Annotated in this window: 16 protein-coding genes; 9 read left to right on the top strand and 7 right to left on the bottom strand. The window is 68.1% G+C overall.

All coding sequences use genetic code 11. The annotated features are described in order from the left end of the window. The first annotated feature begins 108 nt into the window (after positions 1 to 108). The 3 genes from ACWRN3_RS10270 to ACWRN3_RS10260 are packed head-to-tail and all read left to right on the top strand — an operon-like array spanning position 109 to position 4,168. Positions 109 to 1,455 carry an L-fuconate dehydratase gene (locus tag ACWRN3_RS10270; protein ID WP_476740580.1) on the top strand — a complete coding sequence of 449 codons (1,347 nt, stop codon included), beginning with the start codon at positions 109 to 111 and terminating at the stop codon, positions 1,453 to 1,455. After that, positions 1,452 to 2,936 carry an aldehyde dehydrogenase (NADP(+)) gene (locus ACWRN3_RS10265; RefSeq protein ID WP_476740579.1) on the top strand — a complete coding sequence of 495 codons (1,485 nt, stop codon included), beginning with the start codon at positions 1,452 to 1,454 and terminating at the stop codon, positions 2,934 to 2,936. Before ACWRN3_RS10270 ends, ACWRN3_RS10265 begins: the two co-directional genes overlap by 4 nt. Next, positions 2,933 to 4,168 (top strand): fumarylacetoacetate hydrolase family protein, encoded by a 1,236-nt coding sequence (locus ACWRN3_RS10260; RefSeq protein WP_476740578.1) that lies wholly within the window; start codon positions 2,933 to 2,935, stop codon positions 4,166 to 4,168. Before ACWRN3_RS10265 ends, ACWRN3_RS10260 begins: the two co-directional genes overlap by 4 nt. Positions 4,169 to 4,230: 62 nt before the next feature. Here the strand turns inward: ACWRN3_RS10260 and ACWRN3_RS10255 are convergent, their stop codons facing one another. Continuing rightward, positions 4,231 to 4,521: a hypothetical protein gene (locus ACWRN3_RS10255; protein WP_476740577.1), complete on the bottom strand. Its 291-nt coding sequence runs from the start codon at positions 4,519 to 4,521 to the stop codon at positions 4,231 to 4,233. Between the two features lie 487 nt (positions 4,522 to 5,008). Between ACWRN3_RS10255 and ACWRN3_RS10250 the strand changes: the two genes are divergently transcribed. Further along, positions 5,009 to 6,169 carry an acetate kinase gene (locus ACWRN3_RS10250; RefSeq protein WP_476740576.1) on the top strand — a complete coding sequence of 387 codons (1,161 nt, stop codon included), beginning with the start codon at positions 5,009 to 5,011 and terminating at the stop codon, positions 6,167 to 6,169. A gap of 5 nt (positions 6,170 to 6,174) precedes the next feature. Further along, complete coding sequence (locus ACWRN3_RS10245) at positions 6,175 to 6,735, top strand: GNAT family N-acetyltransferase (RefSeq protein WP_476740575.1); 561 nt, start codon at positions 6,175 to 6,177, stop codon at positions 6,733 to 6,735. Between the two features lie 3 nt (positions 6,736 to 6,738). Here ACWRN3_RS10245 and ACWRN3_RS10240 read toward each other — a convergent pair whose 3' ends face one another. Continuing rightward, entirely contained in the window at positions 6,739 to 7,935 is a 1,197-nt protein-coding gene (locus ACWRN3_RS10240) for an NAD(P)/FAD-dependent oxidoreductase (RefSeq protein WP_476740574.1), read from the bottom strand. 4 nt (positions 7,936 to 7,939) lie between these two features. Next, entirely contained in the window at positions 7,940 to 8,146 is a 207-nt protein-coding gene (locus tag ACWRN3_RS10235; RefSeq protein ID WP_056392720.1) for a hypervirulence associated TUDOR domain-containing protein, read from the bottom strand. A gap of 244 nt (positions 8,147 to 8,390) precedes the next feature. On the opposite strand from ACWRN3_RS10235, the gene ACWRN3_RS10230 reads away from it, so the two are divergent. Beyond that, a complete protein-coding gene (locus ACWRN3_RS10230) occupies positions 8,391 to 8,843 on the top strand; it encodes an SRPBCC family protein (protein ID WP_476740573.1) in 453 nt (150 codons plus the stop codon). Positions 8,844 to 8,904: 61 nt separating this feature from the next. On the opposite strand, the gene ACWRN3_RS10225 is transcribed toward ACWRN3_RS10230, so the two are convergent. Then, the gene (locus tag ACWRN3_RS10225) at positions 8,905 to 11,121 is read right to left on the bottom strand and encodes a S9 family peptidase (protein ID WP_476740572.1); all 2,217 of its coding nucleotides are present in this window, start codon (positions 11,119 to 11,121) and stop codon (positions 8,905 to 8,907) included. 155 nt (positions 11,122 to 11,276) lie between these two features. On the opposite strand from ACWRN3_RS10225, the gene ACWRN3_RS10220 reads away from it, so the two are divergent. The 3 genes from ACWRN3_RS10220 to ACWRN3_RS10210 all read left to right on the top strand — a co-directional run bounded on the left by ACWRN3_RS10220 (position 11,277) and on the right by ACWRN3_RS10210 (position 14,509). Then, positions 11,277 to 11,840 (top strand): hypothetical protein, encoded by a 564-nt coding sequence (locus ACWRN3_RS10220; protein ID WP_476740571.1) that lies wholly within the window; start codon positions 11,277 to 11,279, stop codon positions 11,838 to 11,840. 23 nt (positions 11,841 to 11,863) lie between these two features. Continuing rightward, the gene (locus ACWRN3_RS10215; protein ID WP_476740570.1) at positions 11,864 to 13,495 is read left to right on the top strand and encodes an FAD-dependent monooxygenase; all 1,632 of its coding nucleotides are present in this window, start codon (positions 11,864 to 11,866) and stop codon (positions 13,493 to 13,495) included. Between the two features lie 591 nt (positions 13,496 to 14,086). Further along, positions 14,087 to 14,509 (top strand): Hsp20/alpha crystallin family protein, encoded by a 423-nt coding sequence (locus tag ACWRN3_RS10210; protein ID WP_255173155.1) that lies wholly within the window; start codon positions 14,087 to 14,089, stop codon positions 14,507 to 14,509. 184 nt (positions 14,510 to 14,693) lie between these two features. Here the strand turns inward: ACWRN3_RS10210 and ACWRN3_RS10205 are convergent, their stop codons facing one another. From ACWRN3_RS10205 to ACWRN3_RS10195, 3 genes are all read right to left on the bottom strand, one after another. Further along, positions 14,694 to 15,623 carry an NAD(P)H-hydrate dehydratase gene (locus ACWRN3_RS10205; RefSeq protein ID WP_324642968.1) on the bottom strand — a complete coding sequence of 310 codons (930 nt, stop codon included), beginning with the start codon at positions 15,621 to 15,623 and terminating at the stop codon, positions 14,694 to 14,696. After that, positions 15,607 to 16,398, bottom strand: coding sequence for a histidine phosphatase family protein (locus ACWRN3_RS10200; RefSeq protein WP_255173153.1), 792 nt, complete (start codon positions 16,396 to 16,398; stop codon positions 15,607 to 15,609). Before ACWRN3_RS10200 ends, ACWRN3_RS10205 begins: the two co-directional genes overlap by 17 nt. Positions 16,399 to 16,570: 172 nt before the next feature. Next, complete coding sequence (locus tag ACWRN3_RS10195) at positions 16,571 to 18,262, bottom strand: alkaline phosphatase D family protein (RefSeq protein WP_476740569.1); 1,692 nt, start codon at positions 18,260 to 18,262, stop codon at positions 16,571 to 16,573. Positions 18,263 to 18,372: the final 110 nt, after the last annotated feature.

Below are 18,372 nucleotides of genomic sequence, written 5' to 3'. Positions count from 1 at the left end.
GCTGGCCGGTCATGGGTTGACGTACGTCACGTCTCCTATATGATTTTAGAAATTCGTATAGGAATCGAATCTTTCCCTTCTCCAGTTCCGCTCCGAAAGTTGAGATCCATGCCTTCCATCACGTCCATCAACACCCAGGACGTCCGCTTCCCCACGTCCCTTGAGCTCGACGGTTCAGACGCGGTCAACGTAGACCCTGATTACTCGGCCGCCTATGTGGTCATCCGCACAGATGCGGGCGACGAGGGCCACGGCTTCATTTTCAGCTGCGGCCGCGGCAACGAAATCCTGACTGCAGCCATTGACGCCTATGCCCGCCTGCTGTTGGGCCGCGACATCGACGAACTCATCGGTGACCTGGGCGCGGCCTCCAGGCTCCTCATCCACGACTCCCAGCTCCGCTGGCTGGGCCCCGAAAAGGGTGTGACGCAGATGGCCTGCGGCGCCCTGGTCAGCGCACTGTGGGACATCCGTGCCCGCCGGGAAAACAAGCCCCTCTGGCTCCTCCTCAGTGAGATGACACCCGAGGAACTGGTCAGCGTGGTGGACTTCACGCATATCCGCGATGCCCTCAGCCCGGAGGAGGCACTTGAGATCCTCCGTGCCGGCCAGGACGGCAAGGAGCAACGCATCGCGGAACTCAAGGCCGACGGCTTCCCCGCCTACACCACCTCCCCGGGGTGGCTGGGCTACAGCGACGAGAAACTGGTCCGGCTCAGCAAGGAGGCGGCGGCCGACGGGTTCTCCATGATCAAGCTCAAGGTGGGCGGGGACATCAGCGACGACCGCCGGCGCATGGCCCTGGCCCGCGAGGCCGTGGGCGACCTCCCCATTGCCATTGATGCCAACCAGCGGTGGGAGGTGTCCGAGGCGATCGAGTGGGTCAACCAGCTGTCAGAATTCAGCCCCTACTGGATCGAGGAACCCACCAGCACCGACGACGTCCTGGGCCACGCCGAAATCCGCAGGGGCGTTGCCCCGGTCCGGGTGGCCACCGGTGAAGCAGTGCAGAGCCGCATCGTCTTCAAGCAGCTGCTCCAGGCCGGCGCCATCGACGTGCTGCAACTCGATTCAACCCGGGTGGCCGGCGTCAATGAGAACATCGCCATCCTGCTGCTGGCAGCCAAATTCGGGGTGCCCGTCTGCCCGCACGCCGGCGGCGTGGGGCTGTGCGAGCTGGTCCAGCACTTCTCCTTCTTCGACTACGCCGTGGTGGGCCGCAGCCAGGAAAACCGCATGGTCGAGTTCGTCGACCACCTGCACGAGCACTTCGCCGAGCCGGTCAGGATCACGAACGGCCGTTATGCTGCACCGGAACTGCCCGGCACCGGCGCTGAGATGCTCAGTGCCTCCCGCGCCCGGTGGGAATTCCCCAACGGCGCCGGATGGCAGGAAGTGGGCAACCGCGCCGCCGTCACCGGCGCAGCCCTGGCCCCTGCCGGAGCCGGCCGATGAGCGCAGGAGTAAACGCCGCCGTCCAAGCCGCAGCGTCCGCCTTTGAAAAGGGCCGGATCGTAGACCCCAACACCCGGGCCGGCTGGCTCGAAGCCATCGCCGCCGGCCTGGAGCAGGACGCATCCGGGCTGGTGGAAACGGCCGTCCGGGAAACCCACCTGGGTACCCCGCGACTGGAGGGGGAGCTCAAGCGCACCGTCTTCCAGCTGCGGCTGTTCGCGGACGAGATCCGCCGCGGCGAGCACTTCGACGCCACCATCGACCACGACGACCCCGCCTGGGGCATGGGGCCGCGGCCGGACCTCCGGCGGTACAACGTGCCCCTCGGCGTCGTCGGCGTCTTCGGAGCCTCCAACTTCCCCTTTGCGTTCAGCGTGATGGGCGGTGACAGTGCCTCAGCCCTGGCGGCGGGCTGCTCCGTGGTGCACAAGGCCCATGACGCCCACCGCGAACTTGCCGCCCGCACCGCACAGGTAGTAATCGATGCCCTGGAGGACGCCGGAGCGCCGCACGGCCTCTTCTCAATGGTGACCGGCCGCCAGGCGGGGGAGGCCCTTGTTGACCATCGCCTGGTCAAGGCCATCGGCTTCACCGGCTCCACCGCCGGCGGCCGTGCCCTGCTCACCCGGATTGCTGCACGCCCCGAACCCATCCCCTTCTTCGGCGAACTGGGCGGCATCAACGCCGTCTTCGTGGCGCCCGGCGCGTGGTCAGCCCGGCAGGCAGAGATCATCAAGGGCTATGCCGGTTCCTTCACCCTGGGCATGGGCCAGTTCTGCACCAAGCCGGGGCTGCTGTTCGTCCCCGCTGGGGACACGGAGGCGCTCCGCAGCCAGCTGGTGGAGGCGCTGGCAGGGTTCGCTCCCGCCCGGCTGCTCAGCGACCGCCTGCACGCGGGCTACGCCGACGCCGTCACCACGCTACGGGACAGCGGGGGAGTGGGAGTCCTGCTGGAAGGGGACTTTGCGGACGAACCCGCGCCCACCGTCCTGCGCACCACGGCGGAGGAGGTCCGAAAGAACCCCGGCCTGCTGCGGCAGGAAATGTTCGGCCCCGCCAGCCTGGTGGTGGAGTACCAGGACCAGGCGGAGCTGCCGGAGCTGGCGGCGCTGCTCGAAGGGCAGCTGACCACTACGCTGCAGGCAGAGGAGGACGACGACGTCTCCGAACTCGCTGCCCGGCTGGCGGACATCAGCGGGCGGGTGCTCTGGAACGGCTGGCCCACCGGTGTCACCGTCAGTTACGCCCAGCACCACGGCGGCCCCTACCCGGCCACCACCTCGAACACCACGTCCGTGGGGACGGCGGCCATCCGGCGCTTCCTCCGCCCGGTGGCATACCAGTCGTTCCCCGCAACGCGGCTGCCCGAACCCCTGCAGGACAGCAATCCGTGGCGGGTCCCGCAAAGGGTCGACGGCGTCTGGCGGCACCCTGAGTCGGACGCTTCCCGTGACGGGGCCGGGACGGGGGTGCAGCAGTGAGTACGACGCCCGGGGCTGTACGTTCTGTCCTTCCCGAGGATGCCGATGACGCGCTGCTCATTGGCCGGGTCTGGGATGGTGAAACGGGCGGCCCGCGCGTTGTGGCCGTCAGCGGGGGCACCATCTTCGACCTGCACCGCCTGGCCGCCACGGTCTCCGGCCTGCTGGAACTGCCGGACCCGCCCGCAGCCGTCCGCGCGGCCCTGCTGGATCCCGACCTGGCCGAGCCCCGCTGGGCGACGGCCGACGTCGTCAATGCCTCCCTGGCCGGGGACGGCAGGACGGTGGACGCCACCGAAACCAGGCTCCTGGCACCCATTGACCTCCAGGTCATCAAGGCCTGCGGCGTCACGTTTGTGGACAGCATGATCGAACGGGTCATCGAGGAGCGCTGCGCGGGCGACGCCGCACGGGCTGCGGAAGTACGGGAACTGGTGGGCCGTGCCCTGGGCGGAAGCCTCGCCGACCTGAGGCCCGGATCGGCGGAGGCGGCCGAAGCCAAGCGGGTCCTCATCGCCGAAGGGCTATGGTCGCAGTACCTGGAGGTGGGGATCGGGCCGGACCCGGAGGTCTTCACCAAAGCGCCCGTCCTGTCATCGGTGGGCCTGGGCGCGGACATCGGCATTCCTGCCTTTTCGTCCTGGAACAACCCGGAGCCGGAGCTGGTGCTGATCGCCACGTCCGGCGGCCGCGTTGTGGGCGCGACGCTGGGCAACGACGTCAACCTGCGCGACGTGGAAGGCAGGAGCGCCCTGCTGCTGGGCAAGGCCAAGGACAACAACGCCTCCAGCGCGCTGGGGCCGTTCATCAGGCTGTTCGACGGTGCCTTCACCCTGGACACGCTGCGAGATGAGGAGATCCTGCTCCGCGTGGACGGTGCGGACGGCTACCTGCTGGAGGGCCGGAACAGTGTGTCCCGGATCAGCAGGCCCTTCGAGGAACTCGTGGCCGCCACCTACGGAAAGCACCACCAGTATCCGGACGGCTTCGCGCTGTTCACGGGGACCCTCTTTGCGCCCACGCAGGACCGGGACGAACCGGGCCAGGGATTCACCCACAAGCACGGCGACACCGTCACCATCCGCAGCCGCCACCTCGGTGCCCTGGTCAACCAGGTGGGTCCGTGCGAGGAACTCCCGGCCTGGACGTTCGGCCTCCGCCAGCTTTTCGACTACCTGGCGAGCCAGGGTCAGGAGCTGGGGCAGGGGCAGGGCGCCCGCCTGGCCCGCTAGTGGCAAAGGACGACGCCGGCACCCTGGTGGGTGCCGGCGTCGTCCTTTTGCGTATGGCTCTGTCAGCTGTTGTCCGGCTTGGCCAGGCTGTCCGGGTCTTCCTGCTTGGCCGGCTCGTCCGAAAGGCCCTGCGGCGTAAGGTCCAGTCCTTCCCGGTCTTCGGGAGCCTCAGGGGCTTCCCCGGTTTCGCCGGCCTTGAGGTGGCCGGTATCGTCCAGGGCCGGGTTGGCGCCCTCCACGCCCGTGGGATCATTCTTGCTGCCCGAGTCGGGTTGCGCGTCGAGCGGGGCGGTGCTGCTGGATCCCGTGTTGGTGGGGTCGTTCTCGTCGATCGAAGTGGGCTCGTTCGTCATGGAATTGTCCTCTCGGCGTGGTCCAGCCTTGTTTGCCGACTCTATGCACAGGCTGCGCCTCTCCGCAAGGAACCCCACAGTCACGAAAAAGGTGCGCCCCGTTCACTGAGCGCACCCTTCTCGATTTCCGTTCGCAGCCGTTTCCGATCGACTGCATCTATAGTAAGCATGCTGATGATATTTTTGGCAAGCCGCCCGAAACCCTGTGACGAAAGCGTTATCAGCACCGCAGGTCAGGACCAAAAGTGCGCCAGCTCAGTGCTGTCCTCAGCAAGTTCCAAGGCTTCCCTGATCTTCCCGCCGGAGATGGTGAAGACGAGGACTTGACGCTGGTCCATGGGACTTGCCGTCGCGCTGCGCGTGGGTGGTATGGATTCCAACGGCGTACCTGTCACCGAGGACGGCAACACGCTGCTGAGGACTGGCCGTTAGCCGCGCCACCTATAGTGGGGGTTGAACTGCAGACGCCAGGCTGAGGAGGCCCCGCATGCTCGTGCTCGTCATCAACTCCGGTTCGTCGTCGCTGAAGTACCAGGTCCGGGACGTGGCCGCCGGGACGGTGCTCACCGAGGGACTGATAGAGAAGATCGGCATGGGCAACGGCGGGGGCGGCGATGGCCAGATCGAAGGCCCGCGGGACCATGCCGAGGCCCTGGAGCAGGTTGACGCGGCCATCCACCAGGAACTGGGCGACCTGGAGCTCGGCGCGGTGGGGCACCGGGTGGTCCACGGCGGAGAACGCTTTTCCGAGCCCGTGATGGTGGACAACGAAATCACCCGCGCCATTGAACGGCTCAACCCCCTGGCGCCGCTGCACAACCCAGCCAACGTCCTGGGCATCCGCGCCATCACCAAAAAGTGGCCCAAGATGCCGCAGGTGGCCGTCTTCGACACCGCCTTCCACCGCACCCTGCCCGAGCACGCCTGGCGCTACGCCGTCCCGGACGAGCTCTACACCAACCACGGCATCCGCCGGTACGGCTTCCACGGCACCTCGCACGAGTACGTGGCGCGACGGTCAGCGGCGCTGCTGGACCTCCCCATCGAAGAGTTCGACGCCGTCATCGCCCACCTGGGCAACGGCGCCTCCGTCACCGCCATCCGCGGCGGACACTCCGTGGACACCTCCATGGGCTTCACTCCGCTCGAGGGCCTGGTGATGGGCACCCGCTCCGGCGACCTGGACCCCTCCATCCTGGTGTTCCTGGGCCGGGCAGGGTGGACGCCGGAGGACATCGACACCATGCTGAACCGGGAATCGGGGCTGAAGGGCCTGGCCGGGAACAACGACATGCGCTCCGTGGTGGAGGCCTCGGAGGCCGGCGATGAACGCGCCTCGATGGCGCTCGCCGTCGCGTCCTACCGGCTTGCCAAGTACATCGGCGGCTACCACGTGGCCGTCGGCGGGGCCAAGGCGCTGGTGTTCACCGCCGGAATCGGCGAGAACTCCCAGCAGTTCCGCGCGCTCGTGGCTGACCACCTGGGTGCCCTGGGTATAGAGCTCGACGGCGGCCTGAACGCCCAGCGTTCAAAGGAACCGCGCGTCATTTCCACGCCGTCCTCCGCCATTCCCGTCCTGGTGGTACCCACTGACGAGGAGCGCGCCATCGCGGAGGCCACTGCCGCCGTCGTCTCTTCCAGCCGCTGACGCCCATGCCCGCGATTTCCCTGCCCATCCGCACCGGGCGCCTGGTCCTGCGCCGGTTCGATGGCGGTGACCTGGACGCCTTCCACGCCTACCACTCGCTGCCGGAGACCGCCCGGTTCCTGCCCGGCCCGGCCAAGACGTACACCCAATCGATGGAGCGGGTGGGCCGGTACGCCAACTTTGTCTTCGAAAAGGAAGGCGACTGGGTGGCCCTCGCCATCGAGGCAGCTGACGAGCCGGGCCTGCTGGGCGAGGTGGTGCTCAAATGGCTCCCGGGACATGGACAGGGCGAGGTGGGATGGACGCTTGCCCCGGCGGCGCGCGGCAGGGGCTACGGCACCGAGGCGGCCAACGCCGTGCTGCGGCTGGGCTTCGAGGAACTGGGCCTGCACCGGATCGAGGCCCGGCTCGACGAGCTCAACGGCGCGTCCGCGTCGCTGTGCGACAGGCTGGGCATGCGGCTGGAGGCGCGGCACATCGACAAATGGCACTACAAGGGACAGTGGGCCACCGAGCTGGTCTACGCCATCCTTGCCGACGAGTGGCGGACCGGTTCCCGCAGCTAGCCCCTACGCGCGGCCCTTGAGGATCAGGTTCCAGTAGATCTTCGGGAACAGGTCCCGGTCCACCACCCAGGACAGCCTGCTTTCGTTCCAGGTGGGCACGCGCGGGATGGTGGGCATGGGCCGGTAGCGGTCATCAAATTCGGCGAACACCACGGTGTCCCGCGACACCGTGAACGGGCATACCGAATAACCGTTGTACTTGGCACGCAGCGGTTTGCCCTTGCGGGCCGCCACCAGGTTCTTCGCCACCACCTTGGTCTGCTTGCGCAGCGCCCCGCCGGACTTGGAATTGGTAGTACCCGCGGCGTCGCCCAGGGACCACACATTGGGGTACCGGAGGTGCCGCAGCGTCTGCCGGTCCACCTCCACGAAGCCGCCCGCGTCCCCGGGAGCCGGCAGGTCCGTGGCCTTGAGCCAGCCCGGGGCCGACTGCGGCGGGACGGCGTTGAGGACGTCGTACGTCAGGTCCTCCGTGGTGTGCGCGGCATGGTCCCGGATGGTGGCGCGGCGGCCGGCAGGACTTACCGCCACCAGCTCACTGTTGGTCCGCAGTTCGATTCCGTACTCGGCGATCTTGCGGTCCAGTTCCCGGTCCACCTCCGGCACCCCGAACACGGTGGGGTAGGGCTGCACCATCACCACCCTGATCTTGTCCAGGACCCCATGTTCCCGCCAATAGTCGCAGGCCAGGTACATGGGTTTCTGGGCGGCGCCGCCGCATTTGATGGGTCCGGCCGGCATGGTGAAGACAGCCGTCCCGGAGGTCATGGCGCTGAGCAGCGTCCAGGCTTTGGGGGCCAGATCGAACTCGTAATGGGATGCGCCGTACGGTGAATGCACGGCCTCGGCCAGTCCCGGCACCGCGTCCCAGTCGTACTGCAGCCCCGGGCACACCACCAGTTGCCCGTAAGCCACCAGGGCGCCTGATTCCAGGCTGACGGTGTTGGCCCGCGCGTCTACCCCCACGGCGGCATCCCGGATCCAGGTGACGCCCTGGGGGATGACGGATTGCTGCGGCCGGATGGCCTCCTGGGCCCGCGCCCGGCCGCCGGCAATGTGCGAGAACAGCGGCTGGTAGAGGTGGTGGTCCCGGGGTTCGATCACGGCCACGTCCTTGACGCCGTAGCGCTGCAGGCGGGCCGCCAGGGAAATGCCGGCGTTGCCGCCGCCAATGATCACTACCTCGTGCTGGTCAGCCACGGGACTACTTCTTCTCGGTCAGCGCAGATGCCTTGTGCGCTGCCCGGGCGCCCGTCTTGTCCGATTCGACCACGTACTGCGGCTCATCCTCGCTGGCGCGGTGCGTGTTGCCGTCGAGCTCGAAGTCGCTGGTTTTCTTTTCGACAATTTTGCCGTGCGTCTTGCCCTGTGAAGTGTTCCACTCCACGTGCGTTCCCTTGCTCAGCGACATCTGCACTCCTTGGCTGGGTGATGCGGTGGGTCTGTGCCGCTCTGCGGCCCGGCTGCCGCCCGGGCGGGCGTCCCCGGAGCCAATCGTAAGCATGATTACGTTGTTTTGGCAGCTACGTGTCCGAACCCTGGGCCCGGCTGCCTGCAGCACGGGATGGCGGGCATTGACACCGGCCGCGTCCAGGGCCATGCTGTCCCTGCCGGCCGCGCCCGGCCGGCATCAGGTGCCCTCAAAGGAGAATGCTGTGCCTGTTGTAGAAGAAAGCGTCGTCATTGCCCGGCCACCGCAGGAGGTCTTCGATTTCCTGTCGAACTTCGAAAATGTCGCTGTCTACGATTCCTCGGTGACCTCGTCGGAACGGGTCGGCGAAGGGCCGGTGGGAATGGGCACCCACGGCCGGGGAACCAGCAAAATCATGGGGCGGCACTTCGACTGGACCGTCGAGGTCAAGGAGTTTGATCCGCCCCGGCGCATGGTGTCCAAATCGGTGGAAGGGAAGCTGGACTTCACCGTGACGTTCACCCTGGAGCCTGCCGACGGCGGGACGCGCGTGACCCAGCGGATCGATGCTGCGTCCGGCCTCGGGGGCATCTTCGGCAAGCTGGCCGACCCGCTGGTGGAGAGGGCCCAAGGCCGGACTGTCCGGGCCAACCTCGAAACCCTGGCGGAATGGATGGCCGAACACCCGCAGCCCTGATCACCCGGCAGCGGTCAACGTTCGACGGCGGCTGGAAGCCTCCGCCTGGCGCAGCCCGGGCCTACCTGGGGCCCGCCCCGGGAATCAGCTCGGTGGCGCCCAGGGCATCGGCGATGAACGCGTAGTCCCAGGCACGTTCACGCCACTGCACGTACCGGCCGGACGCACCGCCGTGGCCGCCGTCCATCTCAATCTTCATGACAACCGGCTCGGACCCCGTGGTCTTGTTCCGCAGCTCCTGCACCCACTTGGCCGGCTCCACGTAAAGGACGCGGGTGTCGTTGAAGGACGTCACCGCGGCGATCCTGGGATAGGCCACCTCCCGCACGTTCTCGTAGGGCGAGTAGGACTTCATGTAGGCATAGGCCTGCGGATCCGTAATGGGGTTGCCCCATTCCTCCCACTCCAGCGCGGACAGCGGCAGGTCTGGATCCAGGATGCTGGTGAGCGGATCCACGAACGGCACCTGCGCCACGATGGCCGCATACTTCTCCGGTGCCATGTTGGCGACGGCGCCCATCAGCAGGCCGCCCGCCGAGCCGCCCAGTGCCGCGATCCGGGCAGGGTCCACCCAGCCGGAGTTTGCCAGCCAGTCGGTGGCGTCCACGAAGTCGGTGAAGGTGTTCTTCTTGGTGAGCTTCTTGCCGTCCTCGTACCAGTGCCGGCCCAGTTCCCCGCCGCCGCGGATGTGGGCGATCACGAACACCACGCCGCGGTCCAGCAGTGACAGCCGGGCGATGCCGAAGCCGGGATCCATGCTCATCTCGTAGGAGCCGTACCCGTACACCAGGCCCGCCGCCGTCGAATCCTGCTTGACGGACTTGTGCCGCAGGACGGACAGCGGGATGCGCGTGCCGTCCCCCGCCGTCGCCCACTCACGCGTTGCCACATAGTCGCTGCCGTCGTAGCCGCCCAGCACCGGGCTTTCCTTGCGGAGCAGCAGCTCGCCGGCGGGCTGCTCCGGGGTGGGCAGCACGAAGTCGTAGATGCGCGACGGCGTGAAGTAGGACGTGTAGCCCAGGCGGATCAGGGGCGCCTCGTAGTCTGAGCCGCCCACCCCCGCGGTGTACAGCTCCTCGTCGAAGGCGGGTTCAACGGGGTCCTGCTGGGCGGCCATGCCCAGTCCGGCCAGCCCCATCACCTGGACGCGTTCGATGGTGTCCTTGCGGATGGACACGATCAGGTGCGTGGCGGTGACGCCCGCGCCGTTGACGCGGACGTCGTCGGAATGCCCGACGACGGTCTGCCAGGTTTGTTCCGCCAGCGGCTTTTCCAGCTCGGCCGGGTCAGCCAGGGAAACCATGGAGTTGATGGCGCTGCGGTTGTGGGTGAGCAGGATCCTTTCCTGCCCGTCGAGCAGGAAAGGCTCGGCCTCGTACAGGACGCGTTCGTTGCGGGAAATCACGGTGGTGACGGCGGCGGTGGGATCGTCGAAACGCAGCAGCCTGGTTTCGCTGTACTCCGAGCATCCGATCCCCAGCACCAGGTAGCGCCGGTCCGCGGACAGCTCGAAGCCCAGCCACATGGCGGCGTCGTCCTCCTGGTAGACCACCACGTCGTCGGACACCGGGGTGCCCAGGACGTGCGCCTTCACCTGGTAGGGGCGCCAGGACTCGTCCACCACGGTGTAGAACAGGCGGGTGCCGTCCGGGGAGAACGCAACTCCGTAGAAGATGTTCTCGATGACATCCGGCAGGAGTTCGCCGGTGCGCAGGTCCTTGATCCGCAGCGTGAACCGTTCGTCGCCGGCGTTGTCCACCGCGTAGGCGTACAGGTTTCCGTCAACGGTGACGGCGGTGCCCCCCACCGAGAAGAATGGCTTGCCCTCGGCTTCAACGTTCCCATCGAGGAGGATCTCTTCGCCGGGAATCCCTACCCCTGCCTCCACTGCCGGCGGAGTCCAGTCGGCCACCTTGTCCCCGGTGTCCTGTGCCTTCACCCGGCAGTGGATGCCGTATTCCTTGCCCTCCGCGGAGCGGCTGAAGTACCACCAGCCGTCCTTGCGGTGCGGGACGGAAAGGTCGGTTTCCTGGGTGCGGCCCTTGATCTCCTGGAAGATCGCCTCGCGGAGCGGTTCCTGGTGCGCCGTGACGGCTTCCTGGTAGGTGTTTTCGGCCCGGAGGTGCTCCACCACCTCCGGCGACTCCTTGTCCCGCAGCCACTCGTAGTTGTCCACGAACGTCTCCCCGTGGTGGGTGCGCTCGGTGGGGATCTTCTTGGCAACCGGGGGCGCCGGGATCGCAGTACCGGTGGAATCCTGCAGGGAAGTGGAGGTCATGGATTCAATATATAGACCCCCTCCGGCAAGTCGGCAGGACGTTCGCTGACGGGGGAGAGGCGGCGAGCGGAAAGGAGGGCGAAAGACTCTGGGACCCCTCAGCAGTGCCGGGCAGGCTGGAAGGGCGCTGAGGTGCGCAGGGAGAGGAGAACACGATGACCCACGAAACCGGGCCTGCTCCGCGGTCCACCGCATGGCTTGCCGTTGCCCGCGGTGTGGGAACGTCATGCATTATGCTCGCCCGGCGGCGGGTGCATCTTCCCAAAGACCATGTGGGCCGGGTGCTGCGCTTCGCGGACGGAAGCACATCGCGCGTCTACCGGGAGACCGCCGTCGACCGCCAGCCAAGCGAGCCCTGCGTGCTGGTGGTGGCGTTCACGCTCAGGTGGGTGCGGGGGCGGGCGCACCGCCTGTTCGAGGTGGAAAGCCTGCTGAATACACCGTTGTTCGTGGGGTTCCCGGGCTTTGTCTCCAAGCTCTGGTGCGCCCACGACACGTTCGGCGCCTACCGCGGGTTGTACGAGTGGGACGGCGCCGAGCAGGCCCGCAAGTATGCTGCGGCCCTCTGGCGGATCCTGGAACTGGTCAGTGTTCCCGGCTCCATCAGCTACAAGGTCCTTCCCGGGCTGCGCCGGGACGAGGTGCTCGCTGACCCCGCCCGAATGCTGGCGGCATCCTCGTCCGACCACGCCTGGTGGCGGCTCCTTGCCGAGGCGTGACGGGCAGGAATGATGGCGCGGGCATGGCGGGCTGGAAAAGTCCGACGGCGGACACCGACGTCCTAGTGGTGGGCGCGGGGCCCGCGGGGCTCGCCACGGCCCTTCAGGCCCATGCGCACGGCGCCACCGTCCGGGTGGTGGACCGGCGTGAACACCGGGTCCGCCCGTCCCGGGCCATGATGCTGCATGCCCGGGCCCTTGAGGGCCTGCGCCCGCTCGGGGTGACCGAGGAACTGCTGAACCGCGCGGACACCACCCCCGAAGCACGCATCCACCTGGGCCGCCGTACAGTCGAGGCACGGCTCGGCCACGCCGACCTCCCGGACACCGCCTTCCCGCACCTGACCATGGTCCGCCAGGCCGACGTCGAGGACGTTCTCTGGCAGGCCCTCCACGCCAGGGGCGTGCCTGTGGACTGGGGCGTCGAATTCCGCGGACTCTTCCACGGCCTCACAGTGGAAAGCGGCGGAGTGCCGGCGCTTTCGGAAGGACCCGTACACGCCGATCTGCAGGACGTTCACGGCGGCCGCGGAGTGCATCGCAGCCGGTTTCTCGCGGGCTGCGACGGGCAGTCGAGTACGGTCAGGGGCCTCCTCGGCGCTCAGTGGCGCGGCGGCCCGTACGGGGTGGAAGCGGTGATGGCCGACCTGGAACTGGATGGTTCCCTGGACTCCGGGCTGCTGCACGTCGCCGTGGGGCAGGCGGGGCTGGTCTTTCTCTTCGCCCTGGGTGAGGGGGCCACCTGGCGGATGCTGGCCACCCGCCCGGCAGTGCCCTCACCCGAAGCGCGCTTCGGCCAGCTGGGTCCGCCCGTCCCGGCGGAGGACGTGGCGCGCCTGGTCCGGGAGTCGGGGCTCGGCGCCGCAGTCCGCGAGGTGCGCTGGTCGGCGCAAATCCCGCTGCAGCACAGGATTGCCAGTACGTTCGGCAATGATCCCATTTTCCTGGCCGGTGATGCCGCGCACGCCCACTCCCCGGCAGGCGGCCAGGGCATGAACAACGGCATCCTCGACGCCCTCAACCTGGGCTGGAAGCTCGGTTTCGCCTCGACGGCAGGCAGGCCGCTCCCGGAACTGCTGGAAACCTATGGGCAGGAGCGGCGGCTTGCCGCCCGGCGGGTGCTGGCACTGACGCATGTCATCTTTTTTGGAGAAGCCTCACCGCATCCCGCCGCCCGCCTTGCCCGCAACGTCCTTCCCCTCCTTGCTCCGGCCCTGCCGCTGTTGCTCCGGCAGCGGTGGCTCACGTCCAAGGGCATCAGGCTGCTGGCCCAGCCGTTCGTGCACTACCGGAACAGCGTCATTTCCCGTGACGGCACGCCTCCGGCCAAAGCGTGGCCGAGGCCGGGAGTACGGTTGCCGGATGCGTCGGCTTCGGTCGACGGCCGGCTGGTCCGCCTTCACGAACTGACCTCCGTGCCGGGTATCCACCTTTTACTGGAGCGCGACGCCGAACCGGTCGCTTCGGCTGCCCTCCGCACCCTCCTGCCGGCAGAGGGGCAGGGCCCGCTGCTCCACGTCCACCGGCTCACCAGCCACCCGGGGCAGGGTGTGGTTGCGGTCCGCCCCGACGGGTACGTGGGCTTCCGCTGCGGCGAGGCGGACCCGGTCCAGCTGCGTGCCTGGCTTCGGCTGGTCGGTGCCGCACCCGACTGAACGCGGCCCACCTTGGTAACCTCCCGTCGTCGGAATGCTCCATCACTTATGGCTCCTAAAACCGGTGTTTAGGGACCAAACCTGATGGAGCAACCCGGGGGAGGGAGGGTGGTTGCGGGCGGACGGCAAGCGTAGTCTGGTCAGTCCAAGGCACATCCGCCCAGTGTGAGAGGGGAAGTTCATGACCATCCCGCCAGTGCACGAACCTGAGCCGTTTCCGCCGGACCCCGGCCCGGAGCCCACGTCCCCGGACCCCACCCAGCCACGGCCGCCCGGCCCGCCGTCCCCGAATCCGTTCCCTGCGCCGGCGCCCCCGGGCCCGTTGCCCGTCCCGGATCCAGGCCCTGCTCCGCTCCGTCCGGACCCCACCAGGGACTGACCGCGAACCTTAAAAAGGGCCTTCTGCCGGCTGCGCATGCGCAGGTGGAAGGCCCTTTTTCCGTGCCCGGGCAGGGGCAGGAAATAAACCGGAATCCGCTGCTGCAAGCCCTTGCAGACTTGCTGCTGCAGTGCTACAAAATCTATATCAGCCACTACAGATCGGCTGATACGGAAACTGTGTTGGACCATCTCTTACGAGGAGGGAGAGCCATGTTGATGCGAACCGATCCGTTCCGCGAGCTGGACAGGCTGGCCCAGCAGGTCCTCGGCACGGCTGCACGCCCGGCGGCGATGCCGATGGATGCATGGCGTGAGGACCAGGAATTCGTCGTGGCCTTCGATTTGCCCGGCGTTTCGGTGGACTCGGTGGACCTGGACGTTGAACGGAATGTCCTGACGGTGCGGGCCGAACGCCCGGACCCGGCGGGCAAGGACACCGAACTGGTCGCCTCTGAACGGCCGCGCGGCGTCTTCAGCCGCCAGCTGATCCTTGGCGACACTCTGGACACCGAACATGTCAAGGCCAGCTACGACGCAGGAGTCCTGACGCTGCGCATTCCGGTCGCCGAAAAGGCCAAGCCGCGCAAGATCGAGATCGAAACGAAGGGGGCAAAGCAGGAAATCGCCGCTTAGTTTCACACAGGACCGGGAGGCGGGCACATCTGTTGGCTGCCTTTTCGGGGCGAATCGCCATTCTGTGCACGCCACAGCGCCAGACAGCGCATCGGCAGCGTAGGCCTTAACCTCCCGCCACGGTGGCCCCCGGCTTCGGCCGGGGGCCATCGACGCGTCTGGGCCCCGCCGCTGAAGCCTTGCGTCAGACGCTGAGTTCCAGCATCAGGGCGGGCAGTTCATCGGCGAGTTCGCGGGCCAGGAATCCCAGCGGCCCCAGCCTGCTCGCCAGCCGGTCCGCCGCCGCCGCGTGCAGGTGGGTGCCCCAGCAGGCCGCCTGGGCGCCGGTGGTTCCGCGGGCACGGAGCCCGGCAATCGCTCCGGCCAGGACGTCGCCGCTGCCGGAGGTGCCCAGGCCGCCGTACCCCGTGGTGATTTTCCACAGTTCGGGCTCGTCCGGCTCCAGCCCGGGCGGCTGGGTGATGAGCCCCTGGCAGCTGACCACGGCGCCGAACTTCGCGGAGATCTCCGGGAGGTCCTTTTCGAGGTCCTCCACATCCCGTCCCAGCAGGATCCCCGCTTCCGTGGGGTTCGGGGTAAGGATCAGCCGGCCGCGCCAGGGGTCCAGCTGGTCCTTGAGCTGCACCAGGGCGGCCAGTGCGTAGGCATCGAGGACGACGGCGGGTCCTTCAGTGCCGTCAGGATCGGAGCTGCCGTCACGGCTTGCCTCGTGTTCCAGCAGCGCCTCGAGCAGTTCGCCGGCCAGGTCCGGATCATCCAGTCCGGGCCCCACCAGCACGGCGTCCGCCCGGTCCAGGTAGGAGGCTATTGGCGCCAGCTCCGGCTTGACGGATCCCCCCGGGGTTTCCGGCAGGCCAATGGCGCCGCACTCCGGCAAAGCAACCCCCAGCTGCACGGCCACCGATTCCGCCACCGCCAGTGTGAGCTTCCCGGCCCCAGCGCGCAGGGCCGAAACCCCGGCCAGCAGTGCAGCGCCGGGAGTGGCCCGGGCCCCGCCCACCACCAGCACCGACCCGCGTGAATACTTGTCCGCGCCCGGCGCCGGCAGCGGCCATTCGCGCAGGAGTGACGGCGCTACCAGGGTGGCGCCGGAGGGGTCACCGCGGCCGGACACTGGTGTCTCCCGCGTGCTCGGTGACAGCGACGCCCTGCTCCGCCAGGTGGTCGGCCACATTGAAGCTTTCCAGCGTCCACGGCCCCACTCCGGAGGGCCGGACGAACCGGGTGATCGAGGCGTTAAGGATGGCTTCTGTGGCCGCGAGGTCCAGGAGTTCCTTTTCGCTGAGTCCTTCGAGCACGTACCGGAACAGCATGATCACGGCGTCGTGGCACACCAGCATCACCCGGTGGCCGGTGCCCAGGTTGTTCAGTTCCGCCAGCACCGACCGCAGCCGCAGCGCCACGTCGGCCCAGGATTCCCCTCCCGGCGGCCGGTAGTACAGCTTGCCCAGCCATTCCCGGCGCTCGGATTCCTCGGGGTAGCGGTTCTCGACGCCCAGCCGGGTGAGCCGGTCCAGGATGCCGAGCTCGCGGTCGCGGAGCCGCTCATCGATGCGCACCTCCAGCGGCCAGCCGGCGGTTTCCACCGCAATCTCCGCCGTCTGCCGGGCGCGCGCATAGGGGGAGGAGACCACTGCGTCCGGGCGGAACTCCCCGGCAATCCGCGCGAGCGCGGTGCCCAGCGCCTTGGCCTGGTCCCTGCCCGTTCCGGAGAGGTCCACGTCCGCGTCCCGGGCGGGAACCTGGATGACCTCCACGCCGGCCTCACGCGCCTCGGTGGCCGCAACGTTGCCTTCGCTCTCGCCATGCCGGATCAGCAGCAGCTCCACCGCCCCGGCTTCCTGGACCGCCTCCGTCAGGCCGTCGTCGTTCGAAGATCCGCCGTTCACAAAACCACCCCGTCCTCGCCGAGCAAATAACACCGCCACATGCCGTGCCGAATGCAGGAACACTACCAACGGCGTACCCAGGGGGCGGCGGAAAATAACGGACGACGGCGGCAGGGCACCGTGGGTGCGCGGGCCGCCGCCGCCATCGCAACAGCAGGGGATGGAACCGAAGTCAGCGCTCGGGCGTCAGGACCTTGGTGAACACCGTGCCGCCGTTGGCGTTGCGGAGGCTCACCGTGAAGCTGTTGTCCTCACCCAGCTGGACGTGCCCGAAGAACTGGTTCCCGCCGTCGCGGGGGGACTCGCCGGCGAAGCGCCCGGTCTTGGAGAACACCACCTCGGGGCCGAACGTGCCGTCCATCGCATTGGGGCCGAACGATCCCGCCGCGATGGGACCGGCCACGAACTCCCAGAACGGGTCGAAGTCCGTGAAGGCAGCCCGTTCGGGGGAGTAGTGGTGGGCGGCGCAGTAGTGCACGTCAGCAGTGAGCCACACCGTGTTCTTCACGCCGTTGCGCTTGAAGGCACTCAGCACCCCGGCGAGCTCCAGCTCACGGCCCAAGGGGGCGCCGGCGTCGCGGTTGGACAGGCTCTCCTCGTTCACCGCGCCGTCCGGCACCACGACGCCCAGCGGGAGGTCGTTGGCGATCACCTTCCAGGTCGCCTTGGACTTGCTGACCTCGCTGACCAGCCAGTCCACCTGCTCCTGGCCCAGGATGGCGGTGGCGTAGGGTTCTTTGCCGTCGGTGTTGGGGGACTTGTAGGTGCGCATGTCCAGGCAGAAGATGTCCAGCTGCGGGCCGCGGGAGATCTTCCGGTAGATGCGGGCCGGCTGGTACGTGCCGGCGTCGTCGAATGTTCCCGGACGCCAAATGGCCGAGCTGTCCGCGATGGGCATGTTCTCCTGCCAGGCCTGCCGGCCGCGGGCGGCGAGGGTGTTGACGTCCCGCACCGTGTAGCGGGAGTCATCCAGGATCTGGCCGGGGTACCAGTTGTTGTGCGTCTCGTGGTCATCCCACTGCGCGATCACCGGCACGTCCGCGAACAGGGCCCGCATGTTGGCGTCCAGGGAGTTGTAGCGGTGCCGGCCGCGGAACTCGGTGAGCGTCTCGGCAACCTTGGACACCTCTTCCGTGACCAGGTTCCGCCACACCTGCCCGTCCTTTTCCACCACGGTTTCGGCGATAGGGCCGTCGGCGTAGATGGTGTCGCCGGAGTGGATGAAGAAGTCCGGGCGGGTCTGGTGCATGGCACGGTAGCCGCGCATGCCGCCAATCTCCTCGTTGATGCCCCACCCCTGGCCGGCGGTGTCACCGGTCCACACAAAGCTTTGCGCTGACGACGCCGGGACCTCGCCTCCGTTGCTGGTCCCGCCGGTGCGGCCCCTGCCGTTGACCGTCCCGGCGTCCGGCGCCGTGCGGAAGCTGCCGCTGACCGTCTCGCCGGCCACGCCGCCGTCGTCCTCGAAGCCGATTTCCAGCGCGAAGCGGGTGTTGGAGGGCAGGTTCCCGGCGTGGATCTTGGCGGTGAAGTCCGAGGCCTGCGTGGCCCGGGGCCCGCGGAGGACCCGCTCGAAGGCGCCGCGCCCGCGCAGGACCTGGCCGGCGTCGTCCACTGCCCGGAGGACCGCCGTCATCCGCCCGGCGCCCGAGGCACGGGACCAGAGGACGGCGGAATCGGAGGTGACGTCGCCGGTGGCGATGCCGCTGGGCAGGGTAAGCCGGTTACGGACCAGCGCGAGGCCGGCGGGAGATTGGGTCGCTGCCGAAGCGTTGGCGGCAGGCACGGATGCCAGCGCGGCGGCGAGGACGGAACTCTTGACGATGGTGCGGCGGGAAACCCCTGCCTGGGAGGACTCAGTCATGTCCTCAGGCTTTCCCGGGCCGGCACACAAATTCCGGCGGCCGGGTGAACCCGGGGTGTACGACGCGCAAATATACCCGCGCCCCGCACGTTCCCTGCGGCCCCTGACAT

Source organism: Pseudarthrobacter sp. rb (assembly GCF_056389225.1).
The sequence above is the reverse complement of the archived record's forward strand: the minus strand, read 5'-3'. Positions and strand labels throughout refer to the sequence as shown.